Below are 26,141 nucleotides of genomic sequence, written 5' to 3'. Positions count from 1 at the left end.
GCTGTAATCAGTCATTTTTTAATTTGGTTCTTCCTTGTAATCACATTCCGAGCACTGTACGTGTACGCCTTTTTTCGTCTTTTTCTCCACAAGCATGCTTTCACATTTCGGACAAGGCCGGGCGATCGGTTTATCCCAGGAAACAAATTCACATTCCGGATAACGGTCGCAGCCGTAAAAGATCCGCCTTTTCTTACTTCGGCGTTCAACCACGTTCCCCTCTTTACATTTCGGGCATTTTACGCCAATATCCTTCACAATTGCTTTTGTGTTACGGCATTCCGGGAAATTGGAGCAGGCCATGAACTTCCCGTAGCGTCCCATTTTATAGACCATTGGGTGACCGCACTGTTCACAGTCTTCCCCGGCCGGCTCATCTTTGATTTCGACTTCTTCCATTTCTTCTTCGGCCTTTTTCAGCCTTGGTTCGAATCCCTGGTAAAATTCATCGATAATCTCAATCCAATTTTGTTTGCCTTCTTCAATATAGTCAAGGTCGTTTTCCATCTTTGCGGTGAATTCCACATCGAGAATTTCAGGGAAAAATTCTTCCATTAGTTCCGTGACGATTTCACCGAGCTCAGTGGGCACGAAACGCTTTTCTTCAAGTGCTACGTAATTCCGGCGCTGCACGGTGTCGAGTGTCGGAGCATACGTTGACGGGCGCCCGATCCCCATTTCTTCCATCGTCCGCACGAGACGGGCTTCTGTATAGCGCGGAGGCGGCTGGGTGAAGTGCTGGTTTTCTTCCATGTCGGTCCGGGTGACCATCTGTCCTTCCTGAAGATCCGGAAGCATTTTATCCTCTTCTTTTTTCCCGTCATCCCGGCCTTCAACATATACTTTCATAAAGCCTGGAAACTTCACTTTCGACCCGGTCGCCCGGAACAGCACGCCTTCATTATCAAGATCCACCGACATTGTATCCATTACGGCCGGGGCCATTTCACTTGCCACCAGACGTTCCCAGATGAGTTTGTACAGCCGGTACTGGTCTCTTGAAAGTGAGCTTTTCACCTGCTTCGGCTCGTACATGATCGACGTCGGCCGTATCGCTTCGTGGGCGTCCTGGCTGTTGCTGTTTTTAGCAGCCTTTTGTTCTCCCTGGCGAACATATTCTTCCCCGTACTTCTCCGTAATAAATGTCCGGGCTTCTTCCTTTGCAGTTTGAGAAACCCTTGTCGAATCTGTCCGCATATAGGTAATCAAGCCGACAGTACCGGCCGGTTTACCTAAATCGATGCCCTCATACAGCTGCTGGGCGACCATCATCGTCTTTTTCGCCCGGAAATTCAGCTTTCTCGCTGCTTCCTGCTGCAGAGAGGAAGTTGTGAACGGCTGCACCGGGTTTCGTTTACGTTCTTTTCTTGTGACTTTGGTTACTTCAAACTGCTCGCCTTTCATTTTTTGAAACACACCGTCGACGTCTTCCCGGGAAGACAGCGCCTGCTTTTCCTTCGCAGTGCCGTAAAATTTCGCTTCAAATTCCGTGTCTCCATCCGAAAATGTTCCATTAATACTCCAGTATTCTTCCGGAATAAACGCCTTGATTTCTTTTTCCCGGTCAATAATCATTTTCACGGCAATCGATTGCACCCGGCCGGCACTCAGTCCTTTTTTCACTTTCTTCCATAGTAATGGGCTGATGTTGTAGCCGACGAGCCGGTCGAGTATCCGGCGGGCCTGCTGGGCGTCCACCAGATCCATGTTGATGGAACGAGGGTGCTTGAACGCATCCTTTACCGCCGTTTTTGTAATTTCATTAAAAACGACCCGGCATTCCGAATCTTCATCAATATTTAAGCTATGCGCCAAGTGCCAGGCGATGGCTTCGCCCTCTCTGTCAGGGTCGGCTGCGAGATATACTTTTTTTGCTTTCTTTGCAGCTGTTTTTAATTCCTTTAGTACCGGACCTTTCCCGCGTATCGTTATATATTTCGGGTCATAATTGTTCTCAGTGTCGACTCCCGTCTGGCTTTTTGGCAGGTCTCTTACGTGCCCCATTGAAGCTTTCACTGCATACTTTTTCCCTAAATACTTTTCGATTGTTTTTGCTTTTGCGGGAGATTCCACGATGACTAAATAGTCGGCCATTCCTCTTCTCCCCTTTGTCTCAATGAAATATTACCATTATTAACGCGAATAAATTATCATGTCAAATCGCGATACTTTTATGTTCATGGCGTTCAGTGCCCTTTGTGCTTGAAATCACAATTATTCTTTCACAGTTTCCTGAACGTGTCTAGCATAACATACGGAAAATTTTAAATTTCGTTTCAATTCTCCAGCTGTTATGAGACACTGTCCGGCCTTCGGACAATGCTTAAATCTTCCGGCTGGAGCACCGGGAGCGCACCGTCATAAATCAGCTGGTTCGTACCGGAACTTTGTTTGGAAAAAACCGGTCCCGGCAGCGCACAGACATCACGGCCCTGCTCAAGCGCAAGCGACGCGGTGATGAGAGATCCGCTGTTTACATCTGCTTCCACAACAAATATTTTGTCACTCAGCCCGCTGATGATACGATTTCTCGCAGGAAAATGCCATTTTCGCGGAGGTCTGTCGGGTGCATATTCGCTTAGCAGCAGCCCTGAGGCTGCAATATTTTTCGCCAGGCCGAGGTGTTCTTTCGGATAAAGATGTCCAAAACCGGAGCCGAGCACTGCAATAACGGGGTATCCTGCTTTTAAAGCGTGCCGGTGAGCGTGGCCATCTACGCCTCTTGCAAGCCCGCTTACCACCTGCAGCTGCCCGGCCGCCTTTTCAGGCAGGAACGCTTCAACTGCTTTTTTACCGTAAGAGGTCATGCTCCGGGAGCCAACTACCGCGAGCCGGGGTGCTTCGCGCAACAGGCCTGTGTTCCCTTTCGTATAAAGTACCCACGGCGCATCGTATATTGATTTTAAAGACGAAGGATACCGCACGTCAAAATAGGTTATCCATCCGATTCCTTGCTCGCGGTACCACGAAAGCCGCCGTTGCACGGTAAGCTCACGTACGTATTGCCGCCATGCGATTAAATGTTCATTGTTTAATGGGAGAAGATGCGGCTGCTTAAAAGGGAGAAGTAATTCAGGATCGCACCGCATCAGCTCTGCTACATGCTTCCATTGGAATAGGGGGAATTCGTGAACAGCCAGAAGACGTTCATTAAAGGAGAGATTATGCATAGGGGTAGTCCTTTCATGGGAGGGTGGTGGCGCGTTAAAAGGGGGGATACGGGAAAGAGAAAACCTCCGCTGCCTCTTTGGGCAGCGGAGGGCGGTTGGTTTATACTTGTGGTTCGTGGGTGAGGCATTTTTCGTAGAGGCTGCGTTCTTTTAGAACGTTGATCATCGTATCGCCGATTTCTGCTGGGGTTGCAGCTACCTGCACGCCGCTTTCGTTTAACGTTTTGATTTTTTCCTCTGCGGTGCCTTTACCGCCGGAAATAATCGCGCCGGCGTGGCCCATCCGTTTTCCTGGAGGAGCTGTCGCACCGCCGATGAATCCGACAACCGGCTTGGTCATGTTCTGCTTAATCCATTCAGCTGCTTCTTCCTCAGCCGTGCCGCCGATTTCACCGATCATGATAACGGCTTCTGTATCCGGGTCGTCGTTAAAGGCCTGCAGCACATCGGTAAAGCTTGTACCATTTACCGGGTCGCCGCCGATGCCGACTGCTGTCGACTGGCCGACGCCTGCTTTAGTAAGCTGATCGACGGCTTCATACGTCAGCGTGCCCGAACGGGAAACAACACCTACGTGTCCCTTTTTATGAATGTAGCCCGGCATAATGCCGATTTTGCATTCGTCCGGGGTAATAACGCCCGGGCAGTTCGGGCCGACAAGGCGGGTGCGCTTGCCTTCCATAAAGCGTTTCACTTTAATCATGTCAAGAACCGGGATGCCTTCAGTGATGCAGATGGCAAGATCAAGATCTGCATCCACTGCTTCAATGATCGCGTCCGCTGCAAAAGCAGGCGGAACATAAATAACCGAAACGGTAGCGCCGGTTGCTTCTACTGCATCATCCAGCGTGTTGAAAACCGGTACGCCTTCAACTTCCGTGCCGCCTTTACCCGGCGTCACGCCGCCGACGATTTTTGTACCGTACTCTAACGCCTGTTGAGTGTGAAAGAGGCCGGTAGATCCTGTAATTCCTTGAACAACTACTTTTGTATCCTGATTAATATAAATGCTCATAGGTCGATGGTCCCTGCCTTTCTATTGAACTAACGAAACAATTTTTTGCGCACCGTCTGCCATAGAGTCCGCTGCTGTAATATTCAATCCGGATTTTTCCAGAATTTCTTTGCCTTTTTCTACGTTCGTTCCTTCCAAACGTACAACAAGCGGAATCTCTAATCCAGTCTGCTTCGTAGCTTCCACTACCCCGTCAGCGATGACGTCGCACTTCATGATTCCACCGAAGATGTTAACGTAAATGCCTTTCACCGCATCATCTTCAAGGATAATTTTAAATGCTTCTGTGACTTTTTCAGCGGTCGCACCGCCGCCGACATCCAGGAAGTTCGCCGGATCGCCGCTGTAGTGCTTAATAATATCCATCGTAGCCATCGCAAGACCGGCACCATTGACCATGCAGCCGATATTGCCATCAAGGGCAATGTAGCTTAAGTCATATTTGGAAGCTTCGATCTCCTTTGGATCCTCTTCATCGAGGTCCCGGTAATCAAGCACTTCCTTCTGGCGGTAAAGCGCGTTGGAATCGAAATTGAACTTCGCATCAAGCGCCATTACTTTTCCGTCTCCGGTCGTTACAAGCGGATTAATTTCAGCAATAGAGCAGTCGTTGTCGATAAACACCTTGGATAGGCCAAGCATAAACTTCACTGCCTCTTTCAGCAGGTCTGTCGGTATGTTCATATTAAATGCCATACGACGGGCCTGATAAGGCTGCATGCCGATAGCTGGGTCGATGTATTCACGGAAAATTTTCTCCGGATTCTCTTCAGCTACTTCTTCAATTTCTGTTCCGCCTTCTTCAGACCCCATCATCACAATGCGGGATGATACCCGGTCGAGCACAACACCTAAGTAGTATTCTTTCTTGATGTCGCTTCCCTCTTCGATGTAAAGACGTTTTACTTCTTTACCTTCCGGGCCAGTCTGGTGGGTAACCAGTGTTTTGCCAAGAATTTCATCTGCATATTTGCGGACGTCATCGAGGTTTTTAGCGAGTTTTACTCCACCGGCCTTCCCTCTTCCACCTGCGTGGATCTGGGCTTTTACCACTGTTACGTCCGAACCCAGTTCTTTTGCGGCTGCTTCTGCTTCGTCTACCGTAAATGCAACTTTTCCGTTAGGGACTGCTACTCCGTATTTACGAAGGAGCTCTTTTCCCTGGTACTCATGAATATTCATGCTTTTTCCCCCTCACCGTTACAATACGAATCCTTCTATCGACTGTGTAAGTGATTACAAAATCGAATCTGGTCAGAGCGAAAGGCTTCAAATCGCCTCGCTGCTTCCCACACATCCTTTATCGTATAGAAATTTAGAAAAAAATTCAACATTTCCATAAAAGTTTCTGCTGTGCGGATTAGTTTTCATTTTCTGCTGTTTTTTTATCCATCCGGTAAATAAAAGCAAAAATTTCCGCCACAACTTCGTACAGTTCTTCCGGAATCTCTTCGTTCCATTCAAGCTCATGCAGCATATGTACAAGGCCAGCGTCTTTATGCACAGGCACGTTATGTTCAGCAGCCGCCTCGATAATTCTTTCCGCCGTCCAGCCCCGTCCTTTTGCTTTGACTGCCGGAGCCTGCGATGTACTCTGCTTATAGTTAAGCGCTACTGCCTTTTTCATCTTCCAGTTCTGGTTAGAATTCATATCCGAACATCAAACGCTCCTCTCGGCCGGGACTGCTGAGCACGCGGCTTCTCGGCCACCGCTTCTTCCTCATGCCACTGAAGCGACACCAGCTGATAGTTTAAAGAAGCCATTGCTGTTTTCAGCATGGGCTGCAGAAGATGAAGCGTCCGTTCCGGATGCGGGTTTTCACTGCTGATGTTCACTGTTACATTTCGTTTATAAATCTGTACGTCGGCAATTAAAACGCCGAGACGGTCCATCTCAAGCTGAAATAAGATGTGGCACGTATCAGGATCGAGCTTTCCGTCTTCCGTGCGCTTCCCTTCCCAGTGAACGACAGCATCCGAAAGCATTTCCCCCCACTTCGCCGGAAGATGGGAGAGCTGCTGCAGCCAGGCATCCTGGTCAGCCTGCTGCATGAGCTGCTGGCCGGCAACATGAGCCACAGTTCGTTCATGCTGGGGAGAAAGTTCGTTTCTCGACATAATATGCGTCTGAGCCTGCTCCAAATGCCTGTAAGCAGCCTGCATCGCTTCCTTGCTTCCGCTTTCTGCCCACGCTGCCCAGCTGGTGCTGCCAACGTGGCTAGTCAGCCATTTCACCATCTGGGGCATGTGGTCGAGCACCGCACCTGCTTCGGGCACGAGCGGGTGCCATGCTTTCATCAGAGCCTGGACGTTCAGTTGCGAGGCGACGCCGGGCGCCTGCTGTACTGTTTGATGCATCTGGCCGGCGTCCTTAACCTGGGCCTGAAGCCAGTTTTCCATGGAGCCGCTGCTTCCAATACCCTGGCGGAGATGCTGCAGAAATGCTTCAGCATTCAGAGGCGGCTGAAGGCCGGAAAATAACTGGTGAATCAGCTGTCGGGCCTGTCCATTTTTATCATTGGCGGCAACCGCGGCTGTCGCAGCGAACAGCTGTAATGGTTTTGTCGGGGCTTCAAGGTTCCCTTTAAAACTTTCCGGGGTAAGAACAGCGTTTTTAAGAGACTGATGAAGAGCCTCCGCCGGCCTGTGCCTTTCAAGAAGGGCGGCCATATCCTCAGCGGGCGACGTGCCGTGCAGCACTTGATGGATGCTTTGAAAAATGGAAGTTTTTAAGGGGGCGCCTGCGGCAAGCATCCATTGAAGCGTCTGCATTCCCTGCTTGTTTACCGCTCCTTCACTCTTCAGCAGCTGAACGCTTTTCTGAAGCGTTTCACTGGTTACAGGCAGCTGCATCTGTTCAAACATGCGGAATATGTATTGCTCTTGCTTTCCAGACGATAGGTCGAGCTGCTTCAGGAGAACCTGGCTCTTGTCCGCAGAAGTCTCGGCTGTCCCTCCAACTGCCACCTGCCATATTTGCCGGCCATGTTCATTCTTCACCTGAAAATAGTATGATTTGCCGGTTTCAACCGGTGCCTCCAAAGAGGCGTGATACACCCGCCCGTTCACGGCAACCGCCGCCTGCTGGCCGGGATAAAGCTGTTTGACGGCACCTTTAATGATCTGGCCGGCTTTAATGTCTCCGTTTCCAGCTTGGCTTGTATGATTTCGAGCATATGCGGACGGCAGTGACAGCTTCATCAATTTTCTCTCCTTTTACGGGCGGTGGAATCCGGCCACCGGCTGAAACGAGTACCGGTGAATGGCGCATCCTCCCAGACGCTTCAGGCCGTCCAGGTGATTCCGGGTACCATAGCCCTTGTTGCTGGCAAAATCGTAATCCGGATAGAGCGTATGGTAATACTGCATGTAACGGTCCCTTTCCACCTTCGCCAGAATGGAAGCAGCCGCAATCGACACGCTCCGGCTGTCGCCCTGTACCAGCGACTGCTGTTCAATATGCAGTGGAAGGGCCATTGCATCTACAAGCAGGGCGTCTGGCGCAGGTTCAAGGTTTGCGACAGCCGTCCGCATTGCTTTTTTGGTTGCCTGATATATATTCAGGCGGTCGATTTCGTCCGCTTCGATATGTACTACACTCCAGGCGACGGCCGCCTCTTTAATCTTTGTTTCGAGCTCTTCCCTTTTTTTGGCGGAAAGCGTTTTGGAGTCATTTACCTCTGTCAGGCTGAAATCTTCCGGCAGCACAACGGCAGCGGTAGTCACCGGCCCGGCGAGCGGACCGCGTCCGACTTCATCCACTCCAGCTACCGTTTGAAAACCCCGGCTCCAATATTCCTGTTCAAACGAAAGCCGGCGATAAAAGTCTTCGTACTTTTCCCGCTGCTGCTTCTGCCGCCTGGCGTACCGCTGCAGTTCCTTCTGGACGCCGGCCCGGGAGTCCTCCTTCCAGGCCTCCAGAAGTCCCGCATCCGGCTTTTCGTTTGTTTGCAAATACTCCTTTACAGCTGTTATCGTCCATTTCTCCAACATTTTCACCTCTGCTGCTCAATTATTCGCTTGCTTCATCATACGGGCGCTCGAGACTGATCCGGCCGAGCAGTCCACCGCGAAACTCGCGCACGACCATTTCACCTGCTTTTTCATAATCAATTTCCGCTCCTGCAAGAAGCGCCCCCCGCTTGCGGCCGATATCTTCAAACCATTCAAGCGACGTTTCCCTAGGCTTATCCTCGAGGCCGAAACGCTGAAGCAGCTTTTCAGGGTAATACTCCTGGCAGATGCCGATAATAAAATAAGCAATGTCCTGCAGGTCCAGAAGTTCATCTTTGATGGCCCCCGTCGCTGCAAGACGTTCACCGACATAGGGATCTTCAAACTTTGGCCAAAGAATCCCCGGGGTGTCGAGCAGGTCCATCTCCTTGCCCATCTTCAGCCACTGCTGATTTTTCGTAATTCCGGGACGATCGCCAATTTTAGCTGTTTTTTTGCCGATCCACTGATTGATCAGCGTTGATTTCCCGACATTGGGGATACCAATAATCATGGCCCGGATGGCACGCGGTTTAATGCCTTTTCTTTTCCACCTGGCCTGAAGACGCTCCGTCTGCTGAAGCGCTGCTTCTTTAATTACGTGCAGACCTTTCTTATGCTTAGAATCCACGTCCACCGCCTCAATACCTTGATCGCGGTAATACTGCTTCCATTCTTCTGTCACTTTCGGGTCAGCCAGGTCCGCCTTGGTTAATACAATGACCGACGGCTTGTCCTGAATAATCGTTTCAAGCAGTGGATTCCTGGAGGAGCGGGGGATTCTTGCATCAGCAAGCTCAATCACCACGTCCACCTGTTTTAATTTGCTCTGCACTTCTTTTTGTGCTTTATCCATATGTCCCGGATACCATTGAATGTCCATATTTCAGCCTCCTTTCAAATTAAAATGAGGACGTCCACATATGGTTGAGCGGCCAGAATGTGAGGACCGCTTCTCCCACAATCTCTTCTTCCTCCACCAGTCCAATGGCCCTCGAGTCATAGCTGTTCGGGCGGTTATCCCCCATCACAAACACTTCTCCCTCGGGGATACGGCTCCGGCCTGTTTTTTCCTTCAGCGTAAAGTCAGTCGTCGCCGGGAGAGGTCCAGCTGCCAGGGTTTTTTTATCGAGAAAAGGCTCGTCCATCTGCTCTCCGTTAATAAAAAGCTTATCATTCCTATATTCAAGCGTATCTCCCGGCAGCCCGATGATTCGTTTAATGTAATCATCTTTATCATTTGCATGGAAAACGACCACATCAAAACGATCCCATTCGTGCAGCCATTTGCTTGTTTTGTTCAACAGCATCCGGTCGTCATCATGAATGGTAGGCTCCATTGATTCGCCTTTCACAACGACTGGAGCTACAAACAGCCAGCGGGCTGCGAGTGCAATAAGTAATGCGATCATAATTACTGTCAGAAGATGCAGCCAATTGATGGGATAGCGGCGTTCATTCATGCGGTCGATTCCTTTCTTTATATAGTTTAGCCGTATGAAAAAAGCTGCAGACGGAATACTCCGCTGCAGCTTTTTTTCCTGTGTCTTATCGAAGTTCTTTAATACGCGCAGCTTTTCCACGCAGGTTACGGAGATAGTACAATCTAGCTTGACGTACTTTACCGCGGCGTTTCACTTCAATCTTATCGATTCTTGGGGAATGAAGCGGAAGAGTTCTCTCTACGCCAATTCCGTAAGAAACTTTACGCACGGTGAAAGACTCGCTGATGCCTCCGCCGCGACGTTTGATAACGACGCCCTGAAACACCTGTACACGTTCACGGGAGCCCTCGACAACTTTCAAGTGCACTGCTACAGTGTCACCTGGGCGAAAGTCCGGGAGATCCGATTTTAACTGTTCTTTCGTTATGTCGCGAATAAGTTGTTGCATTTGTATTCGCCTCCTTCTCTCGCATGCTCTTGTCCACGATGAAAACAGCGGAGCACCGTAATTGATGACTATTTAGTCACAAAATGAATCATAGCACATTCCACCAGCGGAATCAACCGCCGGATTTACGTCTAATCGGTATATTTTTCCCAAAGATCCGGCCGGCGTTCCTTTGTTCTCTTGATCGCCTCGTTTTGCCGCCATTCAGCAATTTTCCCGTGATCACCGGACAGTAGAATGTCCGGCACCGTCATCCCGCGGAAATCCGCGGGACGGGTGTACTGCGGATATTCCAGAAGGCCGTTTTCAAATGAATCCGTATGGGCGGAGTGTTCATTGCCGAGCACCCCGGGCAAAAGGCGCGTGATGCTGTCTGCCATAACCATGGCACCGAGCTCGCCGCCGGTCATCACAAAATCCCCTATCGAGTATTCGTCCGTAATCAAATGCTCCCTTATCCGTTCATCATAGCCTTCATAATGCCCGCAGATGAACATCAGCCGCTCTTCGCCGGCAAGCTCCCGGGCGTCCTCCTGCTTGAACGGCTTTCCCTGCGGGCAGAGAAGAATTACACGGTCTGGGAGAGCTTCGCCCTGATTTTTTACCTGATCGGCAGCGTCGAACACCGGCTGCGGCTTTAACACCAGGCCTGCGCCTCCGCCGTACGGGTAATCATCGACCTTATTATGCTTATCCTCTGTATAATCCCGGATATCATGAGTATGAAAGGACACGTGTCCTCTTTCAGCGGCCCGGGCAAGAATAGAGTGATTGAACACACTTTCAAACATCCCCGGAAACAGAGTTAAAAAATCCATTCTCATTCCGGCAGCATTCCTTTCATTATTCGTACGGTGATACGTTTTTTAGCCACGTCCACGTGCTGAACGACTTCTTCGATATACGGAAGCAGAATGTCCTGCCGGCCTTCTGCCGGTTCCACGACCCATACATCATTTGCTCCCGGAGTGAGGATTTCTTTTACATAGCCGAGATGGCTGCCTTCTTCCGTGTAAACGTCTGCGTCAATAATTTCATGAAAATAAAATTCTTCTTCCTTGAGCGGGGCCAGCGCCGTTTCCGGCACAGAAAGAGCAGCGTTTTTCATCCAGTCTACATCGTCAATGGAGTTGTACCCTTCAAAGGTAAGCAGGATAAACTGTTTATGCGGACGGGAGCTTTTAATAACCAGTGGTTCATAGCCGGTTTCCGCCTCATTATTTTCCACATATATCTCCTGCCCCGGCTGAAACCGTTCCTCTTCAAAGTCGCTGACAGATTTCACCCTGACTTCTCCCCGCACCCCGTGGGTATTCACAATCGTACCTACATTAAACCATTCCATTTTCGTCACTCGCTTTGTGTTTTGATCTGATTTCTTTTACAATGCCTTCTTCCACAACAATGGTGCCCCAGTGCTCGCCTTCATGCCACTGGCTTCCCACTTCGATGTCAAACATCACTTCCGTAGTGCCAAAGGACAGCTCCGATCCGATCGAAAGGTGCTCGAGCTGATTCTGCAGAAAATACAGCTGCTGCAGCTCTTCTTTGCGCTTTTCAATTTCTTTGTTGAATTTATCCATAGCCGACCAGCGCCCATTTTCTGTCTCCCGCTCCTTATTCTGCTTTTGCTTTTGAAAGCGGAGCTGTTCCGTTTCTTCCTGGAGCCGGGACTTCTGCTGTTCGTATTTTTCCTGCAGCTCTTCCTTTAATGTTTGCGTCAGAATGTGGTGAACATTCATTTTCTTTATTACACGCACTGTATCACCTCTTCTAAGGCCCCGAAGCGGCAGCTTATTTTTGGTCGTTTAACAGGGTAAGGCGGACCTTTTTCCCTTCAGCTGAGGCCTTCGCCTGCAGCAGCGTCCTTATTGCCTGAATTGTTTTTCCCTGCCGGCCGATGACTTTCCCTGCATCTTCCGGGTGGACCCTCACTTCAATAAGCGTCCGCCCGTTCTCTTCTGAGGCTGTCATACTTATATCATCGGGATAATCCACGATCCGCTCGAGTATTATGTAGGCAAAAGATTTCATCCACTCATCCTTTCCTGATATGTATTATTTTATCATAAACGGGCGGTTTCCGGCGCATTTCTGCCGGCTGGCTGCCAGCATAAAAAAAGACCGCCTGCCCCGCTCACTTCATAAGGAAATGGCGAATCCAGACGATCCTTTTACATCATTACTTTGCGTGCTTTTCGTTGTGAAGACGGGTCATAAGACCTTCCTGCGAAAACAGGTTACGTACAGTATCCGATGGTTTAGCACCGTCGAGCATCCACTTAAGAGCTTTCTCTTCGTTCACGTGGAACTCGGCAGGATTAGTCAGCGGGTTGTACGTACCGATTTCTTCGATAAAACGTCCATCACGTGGAGCCCGGGAGTCCGCTACTACCAAACGGTAGAAAGGACGCTTGTTCGAGCCCATGCGCTTTAATCTAATGCGCGTTGCCATATGCAAACACCTCCATTTTTTTCTCACATTTGCTTATTATAATAGCTTCTTTACGAGCTGTAAAGTGTTTTTCCTTGCCATATAAAATTTTTACATAAACGGCAGAGAAAAATTGCCCTTTTTCTTGCCTTTTTGCTGTGAAGTCATCTGTTTCATCATTTTTTTCATATCTTCAAACTGCTTGAGCAGCCGGTTCACGTCCTGGATGGTTGTGCCGCTTCCTTTAGCAATCCGGCGCTTGCGGCTTGCGTTCATTAGGGACGGCTGCTGGCGTTCCTGTTTGGTCATTGAACGCACGATCGCTTCCACCCGCGTAATCTGGTTGTCATCCATCTGTACGTTTTTAAGGCCTTTCATTTTGCCGGCCCCCGGGATCATGCTCATAATATCTTCCATCGATCCCATGTTACGCACCTGGCCGAGCTGTTCCAGGAAGTCGTCAAACGTCAGGTCCTGCGAACGCATTTTCTTTTCAAGCTCTTTGGCTTTGTCTTCATCCACATTGGTTTGTGCTTTTTCAATCAGGGAAAGCATGTCTCCCATGCCGAGAATCCTTGAAGCCATACGTTCCGGGTGAAATGGCTCAATGGCATCAATCTTCTCGCCAGTACCGGCAAATTTGATCGGTTTATCCGTCACCGACTTTACCGACAGCGCCGCCCCGCCGCGGGTATCCCCGTCAAGCTTCGTCAACGTAACGCCGGTGATGCCGAGCTGTTCATTAAAGCTTTCTGCAACGTTAACTGCATCCTGGCCGGTCATCGAATCTACGACAAGCATAATTTCATCGGGGTTGACTGCTTCTTTCATGCGCTGCAGCTCATCCATTAACGAATCATCCACGTGCAGACGCCCCGCCGTATCAATAAACAGATAGTCATAGTGCTCTTCTTTGGCTTTGGCAAGCGACTGTTTAGCGATATCAACCGGATCCGCTTCGGTTCCAAGAGAGAAAACCGGCATGTTTAACTGCCGGCCGAGTGTTTCTAACTGGTCGATCGCAGCCGGCCGGTAAACGTCGGCGGCAGCCATTAAGGGCTGGCGGTTTTTGTTTTTGCGTAAATAATTTGCAATTTTTGCAGAAGTCGTCGTTTTCCCGGCGCCCTGCAGACCAACCATCATTACTACCGTCGGCCCTTTAGCCGCCTTTGCTATTTCAGCCTGTTCGCCGCCCATCAGCTGCGTCAGCTCTTCATTAACGACCTTGACCACCTGCTGGCCCGGCGTTAAGCTCTTCATCACTTCCTGGCCGGTAGCACGGTCTTTCACACTGTTAACGAACTGTTTTACCACCTTGTAGTTGACGTCCGCTTCAAGCAGCGCAAGCCGTACTTCACGCATCATTGCCTTAACGTCTTCATCCGTGACTTTCCCACGGCTTTTCATATGGTCAAACGTGGACTGGAGACGTTCGCCTAATCCTTCAAATGCCATTACGAAACCCCTTCCTCTTCTAATTTTTCCAGTGTATCTATCAATTCAAGCAGCTGTGTTTTCCGGTTGTCATCAGGAACAAGCGTTTTTAACTGCTCGAATAATGCCAGACGCTCCTGGTATTTTTTATATAGGCCAAGCTTTTTTTCGTACTCTTCAAGCATTGCTTCCGTGCGCCGGATATTGTCGTAAACAGCCTGGCGGCTGACGTTAAATTCCTCCGAAATTTCGCCCAGCGAAAAGTCGTCTAAATAATATCTTTCCAAATAGAGCCGCTGCTTGTTCGTCAGCAGCGGCTGGTAAAAATCAAACAGCGAATTCATGCGAACGGTTTTTTCGAGCATGCAGACCACCTCTGGCGTTAAGTGCAATTACTTTACAGTTCATCTTACGAATCACAGCAGTTCTTGTCAAGAAATTGCCTGGCACGGAAACTATCTGTCTTCCGCATCCGCCGGTGCCTGTTCAATCATATCCTTAAACAGTCCATAAACGAAATCTTCCGCTTCAAACGGCTGGAGGTCGTCGAGTTTTTCTCCGAGTCCGACCATTTTTACCGGAATGTTTAATTCATTGCGGATCGCCATCACGATACCACCTTTGGCAGTACCATCAAGCTTCGTTAATATAATGCCCGAAACCTCTGTCGCTTCCCGGAAGGTTTTGGCCTGACTCATCGCGTTCTGCCCTGTCGTAGCATCCAGTACGAGCAGCACTTCGTGAGGTGCCTCGGGAATTTCCCGCGTAATTACCCGCTTTACTTTCGCAAGTTCATTCATTAAATTGACTTTATTCTGCAAACGGCCCGCTGTATCACAGAGAAGCACGTCTGCCTGCCTTGATTTCGCCGACTTGATCGCATCATAAATGACAGCCGCCGGGTCACTTCCAGCCTGCTGCTTGATAACGTCTACTCCGGCGCGCTCTCCCCAGCCTTCCAGCTGTTCAATCGCTCCGGCACGAAACGTGTCTCCTGCGGCTAGTACGACCTTCTTTCCTTCTGCTTTCATCTGGTGGGCCATTTTCCCAATTGTTGTCGTTTTCCCAACGCCGTTCACACCTACAAAAAGCATGACGGTCATTCCGTCCGGATTCATGTTCAGTTTAGAGTCTTCGCCAGTCCGATCCAGTTTTTCCGCCATTTTTTCAGTAATCAGCGGAGTAAGTTTTTCTGTAGTGCGTATATTTTTTAAAAGCGATTCATTTCGCAGCTCGTCGATGATTTCCATCACCGTTTCCACTCCAACGTCTGAGCTGATCAAAATTTCTTCGAGTTCTTCAAAGAAATCTTCATTTACTTCGCGGTACTGGGCGAACAATTCGTTCATTGCTTCGGAAAATGACGATCTCGTTTTCGCTAGTCCTTCACGGAACCGGCTTGAAAGCGAGGCGCGTCGTTCTTCCTGCCGTCCCTGCTCATTTTCCCCTGATTCTTTTGCTCCCTGCTTCGCTTCTTCTTCCGCCGCTTCTCCGGCCATTCGTTTTTTTAATCGCTGAAAAAGACTCATGCTTTTCACTCCTTACACTTCCAGTAGTTCATCCGCTTCTTCCAAACGGACAGAGACCATTTTTGACACTCCGGATTCTTCCATCGTAATTCCATAGAGAACATCGGCTTCTTCCATTGTTGCTTTGCGATGGCTGATGACAATAAACTGAGTCGTTTCACTGAACGAGCGCAGATACTTCGCAAACCGTACGAGATTAGCTTCATCAAGTGCGGCTTCTACTTCATCGAGCACACAGAACGGAGCCGGCTTCACTTTAATAATGGCAAACAGCAGAGCTATAGCCGTCAAGGCCTTCTCCCCGCCTGAAAGCAGGGATAAGTGCTGTTTCTTTTTACCCGGCGGGCGGGCGGAAATATCCACTCCCGTATGAAGCAGGTTCTCCGGCTCCGTCAGCACCAGGTCTGCTTCTCCGCCGCCGAACAGCTTCACAAAGACGTGCTGAAATTCTGCACGGATGGCGTGGTACGTAGCTGCAAAACGCTCTGTCACCTCGGCGTCCATTTCATCGATCACATTCTGCAGCGACTCCCGCGCCTCCATCAGGTCCTCCTGCTGGCTGTTTAAAAAGCGGTGGCGTTCTGTGACCCGCTCGCATTCATCAATCGCTCCGAGGTTGACAGTGCCAAGCTCTTCAATGCCGAGCTGGAGCAGGTGTACCTCATTTCTTGCCTGCTCCGCGCTTACAGCCAGCGTATGCTTTTGCTTCGCCCGTTCAAACGACAGTTCATATTCGGACTGCAGATAGGTGATTTTATTTTCCAGCGCCACGTCGAGGCGGTTCATGCGCACTGTCGTTTCGTGCAGGCGTTCCCGGCTCTCCTGATAACGGTCATTCTGGACGGAGGCTGTTGCTTCTATCTGTTCTGCATCCCGGGCCGTACGCGCCTTTTGATCGTTGATCCGTTCCTGGAGGCGCTCAATCTCAGCCTTGGCATTGCTGGCTTCTTTCACCAGTTGATCCCAGTCGTGCCCGCTGCGGTCATTATTCAAATGCTCTTCCCAGGAGACAGCCCGCTCTTTTCGTTCCGCCACCGCCTGTTCAAGCTCTTCTTTTTCTCTATGCAGCCGTTCTTTTTCTTTTTGTTGAGCGGATACATTCTCCCGCAGTGCCGCTGTCCGTACTTTCTCATCTGTTTCCTGCTCACGCAGCGACGCTTCTTCCTTATCCCGCTTTGAGTATTCCTGTTCGAGCTTGTCGATTGAGGATTTTAACTCCGAAAGGGTTTTTTCCACTCTCTTCCGGCTTCCTTCAAGCACCTGCAGCCGCTCTTCCAGACGTTCCTTCTCTTCTTCTAGCGACTCGTATTCCCGGTCAAACATACCAAGACGGGAATCAAGGCGGTCATGCTCCTGCTCGCTTTTGCGGCGCATCTCTTTTTTTTCCTCGAGCTGGCTGCTGTATTCGAGGGCTTTCTGCTGCTTTTCGCCGGCGGTTTCTTTCTGCTTTTTTGCAGCCTGTTTCGTCTGCTCCACTGTTTTTTCCCAGTCTGCAGTCTTTTTTTCTATGTCTGATAAATTGTCTTTTAACTCCCGAAGTTCACGCTGCTTTTCGAGAAGCGTTCCCTTTTGATTCTGTGTTTTCCCCCCGCTCATCGAGCCTCCGGGGTTTACGACGTCCCCCTCGAGGGTAACGATACGAAGCTTATAGCTGCATGCTGCTGCCAGCCGGTTCGCCGTTTCCAGCTGGTCCACCACAAAAATGTGTCCGAGCAGCTGGTCGCGGATGTGCTCGTATCCCGGGCGCACCTGCACGAGCTCTCCGGCAGTGCCGATAAAACCGGAAAACGACCGGGCCTTGTCATAGCTGGCCCGGTCTGCCCGCCTCGGCCGCACTGTTTCAGAAGGAAGCAGGGTTGCCCGTCCCTTTTGGTGCCTGCGCAGAAACGCAATCGCTTCACGGGCATCCTTTTCGGTCCGGGTTACAATATGCTGCAGCGATGCCCCGAGAGCCGTTTCCATCGCCTCCACGTATGCCGCAGGCACATCGATCAGCTCTGCCACTGAACCGATAATGCCCGCAAGCTTCTGTTCCCGGGCTTTCAAAATTTCTTTAGCACCTTGATAATAGCCGGAGTATTCCTCCTGCATTTCTTCAAGCATCCGGATTTTTGATTTTTTTTCGTCCACGTACCGATACGCTTTATACAGCTTATCTTCCTGTTCTTTCAATTTTTCTTCCAGGCGCTCTTCTTCGCTGCGCGCCGCTTCTGCATCCGCACGTGCATTTTCTGTTTGCTGCAAGAGCGATTCTTCTTCTTTTTTCCGTTTCTCCACGATCTGCCCGGAGCTCCGGCGTTCTTCAAGAAATGATTGGTTATCCTCTTTCAGCGCGTTCATGCGTCGTTCGAGGGAAGATTTCTGATCTGTCACATAACGAGTCTCGTTGCCAATAGAGGCCTGCTCATTCAGCCGGTCAATGTACTCACTTTTTTCTTCTTCAAGCTCCTTCCCATTCATTTCCTGGTAGGAGCGCAGCTGCTTTTGGACAGCCTGCAGAGAATTCATTGCGCTGTTGAGCGCTTCGTTCTCCTTTTCATACCGGTCTCTTTGTTCCCGGTAGGCGTTTGCAACCCCGCTCAGCTTCGTTTCGTCTTCTTCAAGCGCTTTTTTCTCCGCCTCCAGCTTTTCAGCCGCATGCTTTCCCTGCTCGTTGGAAAGATTACGATCCCCTTCGCGTTTTTCAAGGTTTCTGGCCGCTTTCACATAGCCGCTCTGCACCTGCTGGTGGAACCGGGCGAGCAGGGCTTCGAGCCTCCGGGCTTTCCGGGCAGCCGCTTCAGTCTCTTCTTTTTTCTGTTTCCAGCGATCATTGTTCTCTTTTTCCATTTTTTCTTCCTGCTGGGCTGTTTTCCACTCAGAGTGCAGTTCTTCAATTTCATGTACAAGTAGAGCTGATTCCAGGGATTCAAGCTCCTCCCGTTTTTCCAGATAATCTTTCGCAGCAGAGGCCTGGATTTGAAGCGGCTCCATCTGCTCGTTCAACTCATGCAGAATATCCTTTACCCGGTGCAGATTCGCCTCTGTGGATTCAAATTTCCGTTCGGCCTCCTGCTTGCGCTGCTTATATTTCAGTACGCCGGAGGCCTCCTCAAACATTGCGCGCCGCTCTTCCGGGCGGCTGTTTAACACTTCTTCGACCCGGCCCTGGCCAATAATTGAAAACGATTCTTTCCCCATGCCGGAATCCATAAACAGGTCGATAATATCTTTACGACGGCATTTTGTCCGGTTCAGCAGATATTCACTTTCACCGGAACGGTACAGCCGGCGTGTCACGCTGATTTCACTGTATTCATACGGGAGGCCTCCACCCTCGTTATCAAGCACAAGCGTTACTTCCGCAATATTCAGCCCACGGCGCGTGTCACTTCCCGAAAAAATCACGTCTTCCATCCGGGCGCCCCGTAGGGAACGGGCCGACTGTTCCCCAAGCACCCAGCGGATGCTGTCGGAAATATTGCTTTTTCCGCTGCCGTTTGGTCCCACTACGGTCGTTATGCCGGGATTAAAGTCAATATGTAAACGGTCGGCAAACGATTTAAATCCTTTGATTTCTATTCGTTTCAGGAACAAAGGTATGCCCCCTCTTATTTTATAGTATGCTCCAAAAGCTTTAGCCACTGTGCTTCACTATTTATATTTTATCACACCACGCACACCGGCAGAACTCGATCTAAATCCCCCTTTGTCAAACGAAGGAAAAACCACTACAATAATAATAACGTTGTCATGAAAACACCGCGAGGGTTCTTATAAAGAAATGAACCGCAAGGGTTTAAACTGGACGGAGTGGAGGAGAAAAAAATCGCTATGAGTTTAGAACAAGCAAGCCGTGATAACCTGGATTATATGATTACCGACCTGCAGAAAAAACTACAGATCGTCAATGTCTCCGTAATGCAGCCGGAACATTTTGATGTCGATCAATACCATGAGATTAAAGAAATCTACGACATGGTAGATGCCAAAGATAATATAAGCGTCAGCGAAATGCAGGCCATCGTTTCTGAGCTCGGCCACCTGCGCAAGGGCTGAACCGCACATTTAAACAACCGCCAATTGCTGGCGGTTGTTTTTTAATTCTTCTATTCACGGCGCTGCAGCTGTTCAAGCGTGGCCTGCGCTGCCCGCTGTTCCGCTTCTTTTTTTGATCTTCCGCGGCCGGTGCCGACGCGGGTTTCGTTTACCGAAACAGCAGAAGAAAATTCCCTGTTATGGGCCGGCCCCTGCTCATCGGTAATTTCATAGGAAATAACACCAAGGTTTTCTTTTTGAACAAATTCCTGCAGCTGACTTTTGTAATCAGCCGTAACGGAAAAAGCTCCTTCATCAAGCTTCGGAAACACGAAGCGTTCCAGAAACTGTTCGACGTTTGAAAGCCCCTGATCAAGATACATTGCACCAACAAACGACTCAAACACGTCTGCGAGCAGCGCCGGACGGGTACGGCCTCCGGTCATTTCTTCGCCTTTGCCCATCAGGACCACGTTCCCAAATTGCAATTCCTCGGCCAAGCTAGCTAGCGATGCTTCACATACCATTGCAGCGCGTAGTTTTGTCATATCGCCTTCCGTCATGGAAGGAAATTCGCGGAACAAATGGTTGGAAACCGCCAGCTCCAATACAGCATCGCCGAGAAATTCCAAACGTTCATTATCTTTTACGTGTTTCATTCGATGTTCATTCACATAGGAAGAATGGGTGAAAGCCTGCCTCAGCAGCTGTTCGTCTGCAAATGAAACCTGAAGCTCCCGGAGAATGGACTGCATGAGTTCATGCTGTCTGGTGGTAAATACTGCTTTCTCCCTGGACTGGTTTTTGGACGATGTAGGTTTTGGCACAAAAGGTCCTCCCTTAAACTAATTTCGGGGTATTACATAGAAAAGCCCAGCCCGCTTTCACAGGACGTGGGCTTGCTTTCTATTACTGCTTCTCTATGTAATTAATTACATCACCGACTGTTTGAATTTTTTCTGCTTCTTCATCAGAAATTTCCAGATCAAATTCATCTTCCAGCTCCATGACTAATTCGACTACATCGAGAGAGTCCGCGCCGAGGTCTTCCTTAAAGGTCGCGTCTTTATTTACGTTCGCTTCATCCACCCCGAGGTGGTCTGCTACGATTTTTTTTACACGTTCCAACGTATCTGCCATTCCATTCACCTCCTTCAAAGAATCGTTTCGGCTTCACCCCGTTCATTCCACTTCCTGCCGTGAATGAAACCGCTGTGTCACCGACATTTTATGGCATTACCATGCCGCCGTCAACATGAAGCGTCTGGCCAGTCATATATTTGGCGCTGTCTGAAGCCAGAAACAATACAGTATTGGCTACGTCTTCCGCATCCCCAAGCTTTTGCAACGGGATCTGCTGCATCATTTGCTCTTTAGTTCCTTCTTCAAGCTCCTCTGTCATTTCCGTCGAGATGAATCCGGGGGCGACAGCGTTCACGCGGATATTTCTTGAAGCAAGTTCACGGGCGAGCGTTTTCGTAAGTCCCACGACTCCAGCTTTTGATGCCGTATAGTTTGCCTGGCCGGGGTTGCCGGTTGTACCAACGACAGAGGCCATATTGATGATTGTTCCGCCCCGTTTTTTCATCATCGGCCTAGCCGCGGCCCGGGACGTCAAAAATACACTCTTTAAATTCGTGTCGATTACGTCGTCCCACTCGTCTTCTTTCATGCGCATTAACAGGTTGTCTTTCGTAATACCGGCATTGTTTACAAGTACGTCGATACCGCCGAATTCCTCTGTTACTTGTTTAAGCATTTCTTTTACATCCGATTCGCTCGACACATCGGCCTGGATAACGAGCGTTTTCACCCCGTGCTTCCCGCACTGCGAAGCGGTATCCTCGGCTTTTTCCCGGCTGCCGGCATAGTTGATGGCAACGTTCGCCCCCTGAGCCGCAAAGCCGAGGGCAATGGCCCTGCCAATACCTCTCGAGGCACCCGTTACAAGCACGCTTTGTCCTTCAAAATTCATGACGATGCACTCCTTTTTTCGAGCCATTTGTCTAACGATGCTTCGTCCTGCACTGCATGTACATCCAGGCCGCGGCGCTGAATCCGCCGGATCATCCCGCTCAGAACATTGCCCGGGCCGATTTCCACAAACTCCGTTGCACCAAGGTCAATCAGGCGGCGAATCGAATCCTCCCAGTGGACGGGAGAAGTCACCTGGGCAATCAACTGCTGGCGGATCGCAGATGGATCCGTCGTTTCTTTCGCATCCACGTTTGCTACAAGCGGCCGGCGCGGTGCGCGAATTTCTACATTTTGCAGCGCCTCTGCCAGTTTTTCCTCCGCCGGCTTCATAAATGAAGAATGAAACGGGCCGCTTACCTGCAGCGGAACTACTTTTTTCGCCCCTCGCTCAGGGCCGTGTTCCTCCACATAACTCACACCTTCCCGGCTTCCGGAGATGACTATCTGTCCGGGCGCGTTCAGGTTGGCCAGCTGCACTTTATCTGCGGCTTCTGTCGCTTCCTCCACAAGCTTCTGCAGATCTTCACGCTCCATGCCCATGACGGCGGCCATGGTTCCCTTACCATCAGCATCTGCTTCGGCCATCCATTTTCCACGCTTTGCTACGACAGAAACAGCGTCTGCGAATTTAAGCGCCCCATTAGCCACCAGCGCAGAGTATTCCCCGAGGCTGTGGCCGGCTGTGTAATCTGCCTGTAGTCCCTGCTCCTCCACAAGTGCATGGAGAGCAGCGCTCATTGTAAGCAGCGCCGGCTGGGTGTATTCTGTCTGGGTTAATGTCTCCTCCGGTCCGTTGAACATAATATTGGTCAGGCTGTACCCGAGCGCTTCATCTGCTTCCTGAAATACCGTGCGGGCAACCGGAGTGTGATCATACAGCTCTTTTCCCATTCCAACAAACTGGGACCCCTGTCCCGGAAATATAAAAGCGGTTTTTCCCATTGTGAAGCCTCCTACTCTTCTAAATGCTGCTGCATAAGGTGTGTCACATTTTCCTGGGCCATCTGCCGGGCCTGGCGGATCGAGTGGTACACGGAGATGTGATCAGACGAACCGTGGCACTTGATCAGCGGAGCCTGCAGCCCCACGAGTGTAGCGCCGCCGTGATGGGAATAATTCATTTTTTCCCGCAGGTGCATCAGTCCTGTTTTCATCATAGCAGCAGCCAGCTTTGTCCACAGGCTTGCCATGAATTCTTTTTTCAGCAGAGAAAACAGCGTGGATGCGGTCCCTTCAATAGATTTCAGCACGAGGTTTCCAGAAAAGCCGTCGCAGACCGCTACGTCACAGACGTCGTCGAGCAAATCCCTCGATTCTACATTCCCGACAAAATTAATTGGGGCATGCTCGAGCAATTCATACGTCTCTTTCATTAAATTATTGCCTTTGCCTTTCTCTGTTCCAATATTAACAAGCCCGACCCGCGGCTTTTCAACTCCCCGCACCAGCTGCATATATGTACTGCCTAAAATCGCATGCTGATACAGGTGACTCGCCTTTGCATCCATATTAGCCCCGGCATCAAGCAGAAGAAAGCCCGTGCCGTCCACCGTAGGGAGTGTCGGAGCGAGAGCTGGCCGTTCCACGCCGTGTATTCTGCCAATGTGCAAAAGTCCGGCCGTCATAAAGGCGCCGGTGTTGCCGCACGAAATACCAGCCACTGCCCGTCCCTCTTTCACTTCCTGCACAGCCAGTACCATGGAGGACTGTTTTTTGCGACGGATTGCTTTTGTCGGGGATTCATCTCCGTCAATCACTTCATCGGTATGCAAAATATCAATCCGCTCCGTCTTGGATAAATGCTTTTTAATCTGGGACTCAGAGCCCACCAGTGTGATTTCAATATCTTTAAAAGCTTGTACAGCAGCCATTGCTCCCGCCACCTGGGCTTTAGGAGAATGATCGCCGCCCATTGCATCGACTACAATTCTCATTTTTTAGTCTCCTTATTCACTCACCGGAGCAGCGTGGGAGCGGTACATGACGAAGTCGCCCTGAAACACTTCTTCCCCCTGCACGCGGCTTGTCACCGTAACATATGTTTTTCTTTCGGTCTTTTTTGTAACGACCGCTTTTGAAATAATTCGTTCTCCCAGAAGTACCTGCCGGTTGAATTCCAGCGAAGAACGCATCGTAAGCGCCAGATCATCGTTGATCACAGCCACAGCCAGCGAATTCGCCTGCGCAAACAGATAATGGCCGCGTGCAATGCCATTCCTTGAGAAAACGTGATCTTCCGTAATCTCAAGCATGCTGATCGCTTCGCGGTCCAGATGGAGGTCAATAACCTCGCCAATCACTTCGTCAAGCGGCAGCGCCTTTACTTCATCAAGCCTTTCCTTGGCTACGTGCTTGATTCTCTCCCGGTGCTCCGGGATCGAAAGCTCCAGGCGGTCCAGACGAACCGTCTGTACACTTACCTGAAACGACCGGGCAAGTGCTTCATCAGTAATAAAAGGGTTCGAGGCAATAACAGCCTGAAGCTCTTCCTGTCTTGCCTTTTTATTTTTTCGGGCCATTTTAATCATCCACTTCTATGAGTAGGTACTAATAGTAGTATATAGACCGATTTCTTTCATTTCAACCACTAATCCAGTTTATCTTTTTGAAAAGCTCCCGCCTCCTCAAGATATTCCCGGAGACCCAGATACTTTTCATCCTTCCAGAACACTTCGCTGCGGATTAACTTAGCCGCATCGTCCCGGGCGGTTTCGAGAGCTTTAAAATCGTGGACCACATCGGCAATTTTAAACTCGGGCAGGCCGCTCTGCTTTTTTCCGAAAAAGTCTCCCGGGCCCCGAAGCTCCAGATCTTTCTCTGACAGCACAAAGCCGTCTTCGGTCTCCTGCATGATACTCATTCTCTCCTGGCCGGTTTCGGATTTTGGATCAGCCAACAGTACACAGTAGGACTGATGCTCCCCGCGACCGACACGCCCCCGCAGCTGGTGCAGCTGGGAAAGGCCGAAACGCTCTGCATCATAAATTACCATCATCGTGGCATTCTGGACGTTTACGCCAACCTCAACCACCGTCGTTGAAACGAGAATGTCCAGCTCATGGGCAGCAAACCGCTGCATCACGTCTTCCTTTTCCTCCGCCGGGAGCCGGCCGTGCATGAGGCCGACCCGGTAACCCGGAAAAAACTGCATTAGCTGGGCGTGCACATCAATCGCATTTTGCACGTCGAGCGCTTCCGACTCTTCAATAAGCGGACAGATCACATACGCCTGCCTTCCCTGGTCGATTTCTTTCTGCACGAAACGAAGCACCCGCTCTAGCATCTGCGGCTTGGCCCAATACGTTTCAATCGGTTTTCGCCCGGGAGGCATCTCATCAATCACGGATACGTCCATATCTCCGTATACGCTGATAGCAAGCGTCCGGGGTATCGGAGTTGCGGTCATAAACAATACGTCCGGGTCCTCTCCCTTTTCTTTAAGGATCCGGCGCTGGCCTACCCCGAACCGGTGCTGCTCATCGGTAATGACAAGCTTCAGGTTATTAAACTGTACGGGCTCCTGAATGAGGGCGTGGGTTCCGATAATAATATCAATGGTGCCATCAGTGATGCGTTCATACACGTTACGTTTTTCCTTCTGCCGCATGGAGCCGGTCAGCAGGCCGACGGTCACCTCTGTGCCTGCAAATAGCTCCTCAAGAGATTCATAGTGCTGCTCGGCGAGAATCTCTGTAGGCACCATCAGCGCTGATTGTGCCTTGCCTGTAAACACCGCCTGCATGGCAATAGAGGCCACTACCGTTTTCCCGGAGCCAACGTCCCCCTGCAGGAGGCGGTTCATCCTTATAGGGGCTTCAATATCCTCCAGGATTTCCCGCACTACTCTTTTTTGCGCATTCGTCAGCGGAAACGGAAGCTGTTTTTCAAAAGCTGCCGTGGCCTCTGCATCATACACAAACGGCTGAGCTGAGGCCGACTGCCGTTCCATCCGTTTAAACATCTGCATTTTCAGCTGAAAAAACAGCAGTTCTTCATAGACATATCGTCTTCTTGCGTGCTTCAGCTCCTCCCGGCTCCTTGGCTGGTGCAGCGCCTGAAAGGTCTCAGGCTTTCCTGGAAGACGGTACCTTTCCCGTATTTCCCCGGGCAGGTTTTCAGGCACTATCTGATAGACGTGCTTTACCGCCTCTGCCTGAATCCGCTGCATCTGTTTGACCGTCAGGCTGCCCGCCACACTGTATATTGGCTCAAGCTGCTTTGCCGGATCAGGGGCGCCGGCCCGAAAGTCCTGAACCGATATCGTAAGACGATGTTTATCCCATTTGCCGGTGATCGTCACCTGTTTACCGACTTCTATCTGCTTTTTTAAAAACGCCCGGTTAAAAAACACAGCGGTCACCAGTAAATGGTCAATTAAAATCCGCACCGTCATCCGGGACTTTTTTTTGCCGAAAAAGCGCACTGACGGCTCCGACTGCACTTCGCCGGTAATTGTCACTTTTTCCTGATGCTTCAATTCTTCTATAGGAACCACTTCGTGGTTTTCGTATCGATAGGGGAAATGGTGAAGCAGGTCATTTATGGTGGCGATACCAAGCTGTTCGAGCTCCCGTTGTTTTTCTTCTCCTACACCTCTTAAGTCAGAGACAGGTGATTGAAGTATGGAATTCATAAACCGTCCCTTCCTTCCTGCTTTTGCTTTAATACACGAACGGTTG

27 protein-coding genes are annotated in these 26,141 nt (G+C 50.2%); 1 reads left to right on the top strand and 26 read right to left on the bottom strand.

Translation table 11 applies throughout. The features are described from left to right. Positions 1-18: 18 nt before the first annotated feature. From topA to smc, 19 genes are all read right to left on the bottom strand, one after another. Positions 19-2,094, bottom strand: coding sequence for a type I DNA topoisomerase (gene topA, locus CHL76_RS03465; protein WP_079476154.1), 2,076 nt, complete (start codon positions 2,092-2,094; stop codon positions 19-21). 197 nt (positions 2,095-2,291) lie between these two features. Next, complete coding sequence (dprA, locus tag CHL76_RS03460; protein WP_079476153.1) at positions 2,292-3,170, bottom strand: DNA-processing protein DprA; 879 nt, start codon at positions 3,168-3,170, stop codon at positions 2,292-2,294. Positions 3,171-3,270: 100 nt separating this feature from the next. Further along, the gene (sucD, locus tag CHL76_RS03455; protein WP_079476152.1) at positions 3,271-4,185 is read right to left on the bottom strand and encodes a succinate--CoA ligase subunit alpha; all 915 of its coding nucleotides are present in this window, start codon (positions 4,183-4,185) and stop codon (positions 3,271-3,273) included. Between the two features lie 21 nt (positions 4,186-4,206). Next, positions 4,207-5,367, bottom strand: coding sequence for an ADP-forming succinate--CoA ligase subunit beta (gene sucC, locus CHL76_RS03450; RefSeq protein WP_079476151.1), 1,161 nt, complete (start codon positions 5,365-5,367; stop codon positions 4,207-4,209). Positions 5,368-5,545: 178 nt separating this feature from the next. Then, positions 5,546-5,836, bottom strand: coding sequence for an EscU/YscU/HrcU family type III secretion system export apparatus switch protein (locus CHL76_RS03445; protein WP_079476150.1), 291 nt, complete (start codon positions 5,834-5,836; stop codon positions 5,546-5,548). Continuing rightward, a complete protein-coding gene (locus tag CHL76_RS03440; protein WP_094907869.1) occupies positions 5,833-7,386 on the bottom strand; it encodes a hypothetical protein in 1,554 nt (517 codons plus the stop codon). Before CHL76_RS03440 ends, CHL76_RS03445 begins: the two co-directional genes overlap by 4 nt. Positions 7,387-7,401: 15 nt before the next feature. Beyond that, complete coding sequence (locus CHL76_RS03435) at positions 7,402-8,178, bottom strand: ribonuclease HII (RefSeq protein WP_079476148.1); 777 nt, start codon at positions 8,176-8,178, stop codon at positions 7,402-7,404. Between the two features lie 19 nt (positions 8,179-8,197). Next, entirely contained in the window at positions 8,198-9,061 is an 864-nt protein-coding gene (gene ylqF / locus CHL76_RS03430; protein ID WP_079476147.1) for a ribosome biogenesis GTPase YlqF, read from the bottom strand. Between the two features lie 19 nt (positions 9,062-9,080). Next, complete coding sequence (gene lepB, locus CHL76_RS03425) at positions 9,081-9,641, bottom strand: signal peptidase I (protein ID WP_079476146.1); 561 nt, start codon at positions 9,639-9,641, stop codon at positions 9,081-9,083. Between the two features lie 85 nt (positions 9,642-9,726). Further along, the gene (gene rplS, locus CHL76_RS03420; protein WP_022792749.1) at positions 9,727-10,071 is read right to left on the bottom strand and encodes a 50S ribosomal protein L19; all 345 of its coding nucleotides are present in this window, start codon (positions 10,069-10,071) and stop codon (positions 9,727-9,729) included. 131 nt (positions 10,072-10,202) lie between these two features. After that, the gene (trmD, locus tag CHL76_RS03415; protein ID WP_094907868.1) at positions 10,203-10,895 is read right to left on the bottom strand and encodes a tRNA (guanosine(37)-N1)-methyltransferase TrmD; all 693 of its coding nucleotides are present in this window, start codon (positions 10,893-10,895) and stop codon (positions 10,203-10,205) included. Next, complete coding sequence (gene rimM, locus CHL76_RS03410; protein WP_079476144.1) at positions 10,892-11,416, bottom strand: ribosome maturation factor RimM; 525 nt, start codon at positions 11,414-11,416, stop codon at positions 10,892-10,894. The genes trmD and rimM overlap by 4 nt, the downstream gene beginning before the upstream one ends. Continuing rightward, positions 11,403-11,831 carry a YlqD family protein gene (locus CHL76_RS03405; RefSeq protein ID WP_079476143.1) on the bottom strand — a complete coding sequence of 143 codons (429 nt, stop codon included), beginning with the start codon at positions 11,829-11,831 and terminating at the stop codon, positions 11,403-11,405. Before CHL76_RS03405 ends, rimM begins: the two co-directional genes overlap by 14 nt. 34 nt (positions 11,832-11,865) lie before the next feature. Beyond that, positions 11,866-12,105 carry a KH domain-containing protein gene (locus tag CHL76_RS03400; RefSeq protein ID WP_079476142.1) on the bottom strand — a complete coding sequence of 80 codons (240 nt, stop codon included), beginning with the start codon at positions 12,103-12,105 and terminating at the stop codon, positions 11,866-11,868. A 148-nt stretch (positions 12,106-12,253) separates the two neighbouring features. After that, a complete protein-coding gene (gene rpsP / locus CHL76_RS03395; protein WP_079476141.1) occupies positions 12,254-12,526 on the bottom strand; it encodes a 30S ribosomal protein S16 in 273 nt (90 codons plus the stop codon). A 90-nt stretch (positions 12,527-12,616) separates the two neighbouring features. After that, complete coding sequence (gene ffh, locus CHL76_RS03390) at positions 12,617-13,960, bottom strand: signal recognition particle protein (protein ID WP_079476140.1); 1,344 nt, start codon at positions 13,958-13,960, stop codon at positions 12,617-12,619. Next, positions 13,960-14,304: a putative DNA-binding protein gene (locus CHL76_RS03385; protein WP_079476139.1), complete on the bottom strand. Its 345-nt coding sequence runs from the start codon at positions 14,302-14,304 to the stop codon at positions 13,960-13,962. The genes ffh and CHL76_RS03385 overlap by 1 nt, the downstream gene beginning before the upstream one ends. 90 nt (positions 14,305-14,394) lie before the next feature. Then, positions 14,395-15,468: a signal recognition particle-docking protein FtsY gene (gene ftsY, locus CHL76_RS03380; protein ID WP_079476138.1), complete on the bottom strand. Its 1,074-nt coding sequence runs from the start codon at positions 15,466-15,468 to the stop codon at positions 14,395-14,397. 12 nt (positions 15,469-15,480) lie between these two features. Next, the gene (gene smc / locus CHL76_RS03375; protein WP_079476137.1) at positions 15,481-19,092 is read right to left on the bottom strand and encodes a chromosome segregation protein SMC; all 3,612 of its coding nucleotides are present in this window, start codon (positions 19,090-19,092) and stop codon (positions 15,481-15,483) included. A 189-nt stretch (positions 19,093-19,281) separates the two neighbouring features. Here smc and CHL76_RS03370 point away from each other — a divergent pair, with 189 nt between their 5' ends. Beyond that, a complete protein-coding gene (locus CHL76_RS03370) occupies positions 19,282-19,506 on the top strand; it encodes a DUF1128 domain-containing protein (protein WP_079476136.1) in 225 nt (74 codons plus the stop codon). Between the two features lie 50 nt (positions 19,507-19,556). On the opposite strand, the gene rnc is transcribed toward CHL76_RS03370, so the two are convergent. The 7 genes from rnc to recG form a co-directional block, all read right to left on the bottom strand. After that, positions 19,557-20,312, bottom strand: a complete 756-nt coding sequence (rnc, locus tag CHL76_RS03365) for a ribonuclease III (protein ID WP_371862224.1) — start codon at positions 20,310-20,312, stop codon at positions 19,557-19,559. An 82-nt stretch (positions 20,313-20,394) separates the two neighbouring features. Next, positions 20,395-20,625, bottom strand: a complete 231-nt coding sequence (gene acpP, locus CHL76_RS03360; RefSeq protein WP_027847178.1) for an acyl carrier protein — start codon at positions 20,623-20,625, stop codon at positions 20,395-20,397. Positions 20,626-20,713: 88 nt separating this feature from the next. Next, the gene (gene fabG, locus CHL76_RS03355) at positions 20,714-21,460 is read right to left on the bottom strand and encodes a 3-oxoacyl-[acyl-carrier-protein] reductase (RefSeq protein ID WP_079476135.1); all 747 of its coding nucleotides are present in this window, start codon (positions 21,458-21,460) and stop codon (positions 20,714-20,716) included. Then, entirely contained in the window at positions 21,457-22,404 is a 948-nt protein-coding gene (fabD, locus tag CHL76_RS03350; protein ID WP_079476134.1) for an ACP S-malonyltransferase, read from the bottom strand. The genes fabG and fabD overlap by 4 nt, the downstream gene beginning before the upstream one ends. An 11-nt stretch (positions 22,405-22,415) precedes the next feature. Continuing rightward, complete coding sequence (plsX, locus tag CHL76_RS03345) at positions 22,416-23,396, bottom strand: phosphate acyltransferase PlsX (RefSeq protein ID WP_094907867.1); 981 nt, start codon at positions 23,394-23,396, stop codon at positions 22,416-22,418. A 12-nt stretch (positions 23,397-23,408) separates the two neighbouring features. Then, positions 23,409-23,981, bottom strand: coding sequence for a transcription factor FapR (gene fapR / locus CHL76_RS03340; protein WP_079476132.1), 573 nt, complete (start codon positions 23,979-23,981; stop codon positions 23,409-23,411). Positions 23,982-24,049: 68 nt separating this feature from the next. Continuing rightward, positions 24,050-26,095, bottom strand: coding sequence for an ATP-dependent DNA helicase RecG (recG, locus tag CHL76_RS03335; protein ID WP_094907866.1), 2,046 nt, complete (start codon positions 26,093-26,095; stop codon positions 24,050-24,052). Positions 26,096-26,141: the final 46 nt, after the last annotated feature.

Origin of the sequence: Marinococcus halophilus, from assembly GCF_002265875.1 — a bacterium.
GTDB lineage: Bacteria > Bacillota > Bacilli > Bacillales > Marinococcaceae > Marinococcus > Marinococcus halophilus.
Note: the sequence above shows the minus strand (reverse complement) of the source record. Positions and strands in the feature narration are given on the sequence as shown.

Bases quoted from the DNA above. Each gene is read 5' to 3' on its own strand.
- topA (WP_079476154.1), bottom strand. From the start codon at position 2,094: ATGGCCGACTATTTAGTCATCGTGGAATCTCCCGCAAAAGCAAAAACA.
- dprA (WP_079476153.1), bottom strand. From the start codon at position 3,170: ATGCATAATCTCTCCTTTAATGAACGTCTTCTGGCTGTTCACGAATTC.
- sucD (WP_079476152.1), bottom strand. From the start codon at position 4,185: ATGAGCATTTATATTAATCAGGATACAAAAGTAGTTGTTCAAGGAATT.
- sucC (WP_079476151.1), bottom strand. From the start codon at position 5,367: ATGAATATTCATGAGTACCAGGGAAAAGAGCTCCTTCGTAAATACGGA.
- CHL76_RS03445 (WP_079476150.1), bottom strand. From the start codon at position 5,836: ATGAATTCTAACCAGAACTGGAAGATGAAAAAGGCAGTAGCGCTTAAC.
- CHL76_RS03440 (WP_094907869.1), bottom strand. From the start codon at position 7,386: ATGAAGCTGTCACTGCCGTCCGCATATGCTCGAAATCATACAAGCCAA.
- CHL76_RS03435 (WP_079476148.1), bottom strand. From the start codon at position 8,178: ATGTTGGAGAAATGGACGATAACAGCTGTAAAGGAGTATTTGCAAACA.
- ylqF (WP_079476147.1), bottom strand. From the start codon at position 9,061: ATGGACATTCAATGGTATCCGGGACATATGGATAAAGCACAAAAAGAA.
- lepB (WP_079476146.1), bottom strand. From the start codon at position 9,641: ATGAATGAACGCCGCTATCCCATCAATTGGCTGCATCTTCTGACAGTA.
- rplS (WP_022792749.1), bottom strand. From the start codon at position 10,071: ATGCAACAACTTATTCGCGACATAACGAAAGAACAGTTAAAATCGGAT.
- trmD (WP_094907868.1), bottom strand. From the start codon at position 10,895: ATGAGAATGGATTTTTTAACTCTGTTTCCGGGGATGTTTGAAAGTGTG.
- rimM (WP_079476144.1), bottom strand. From the start codon at position 11,416: ATGGAATGGTTTAATGTAGGTACGATTGTGAATACCCACGGGGTGCGG.
- CHL76_RS03400 (WP_079476142.1), bottom strand. From the start codon at position 12,105: ATGAAATCTTTTGCCTACATAATACTCGAGCGGATCGTGGATTATCCC.
- rpsP (WP_079476141.1), bottom strand. From the start codon at position 12,526: ATGGCAACGCGCATTAGATTAAAGCGCATGGGCTCGAACAAGCGTCCT.
- ffh (WP_079476140.1), bottom strand. From the start codon at position 13,960: ATGGCATTTGAAGGATTAGGCGAACGTCTCCAGTCCACGTTTGACCAT.
- CHL76_RS03385 (WP_079476139.1), bottom strand. From the start codon at position 14,304: ATGCTCGAAAAAACCGTTCGCATGAATTCGCTGTTTGATTTTTACCAG.
- ftsY (WP_079476138.1), bottom strand. From the start codon at position 15,468: ATGAGTCTTTTTCAGCGATTAAAAAAACGAATGGCCGGAGAAGCGGCG.
- CHL76_RS03370 (WP_079476136.1), top strand. From the start codon at position 19,282: ATGAGTTTAGAACAAGCAAGCCGTGATAACCTGGATTATATGATTACC.
- acpP (WP_027847178.1), bottom strand. From the start codon at position 20,625: ATGGCAGATACGTTGGAACGTGTAAAAAAAATCGTAGCAGACCACCTC.
- fabG (WP_079476135.1), bottom strand. From the start codon at position 21,460: ATGAATTTTGAAGGACAAAGCGTGCTTGTAACGGGTGCCTCGAGAGGT.
- fabD (WP_079476134.1), bottom strand. From the start codon at position 22,404: ATGGGAAAAACCGCTTTTATATTTCCGGGACAGGGGTCCCAGTTTGTT.
- plsX (WP_094907867.1), bottom strand. From the start codon at position 23,396: ATGAGAATTGTAGTCGATGCAATGGGCGGCGATCATTCTCCTAAAGCC.
- fapR (WP_079476132.1), bottom strand. From the start codon at position 23,981: ATGGCCCGAAAAAATAAAAAGGCAAGACAGGAAGAGCTTCAGGCTGTT.
- recG (WP_094907866.1), bottom strand. From the start codon at position 26,095: ATGAATTCCATACTTCAATCACCTGTCTCTGACTTAAGAGGTGTAGGA.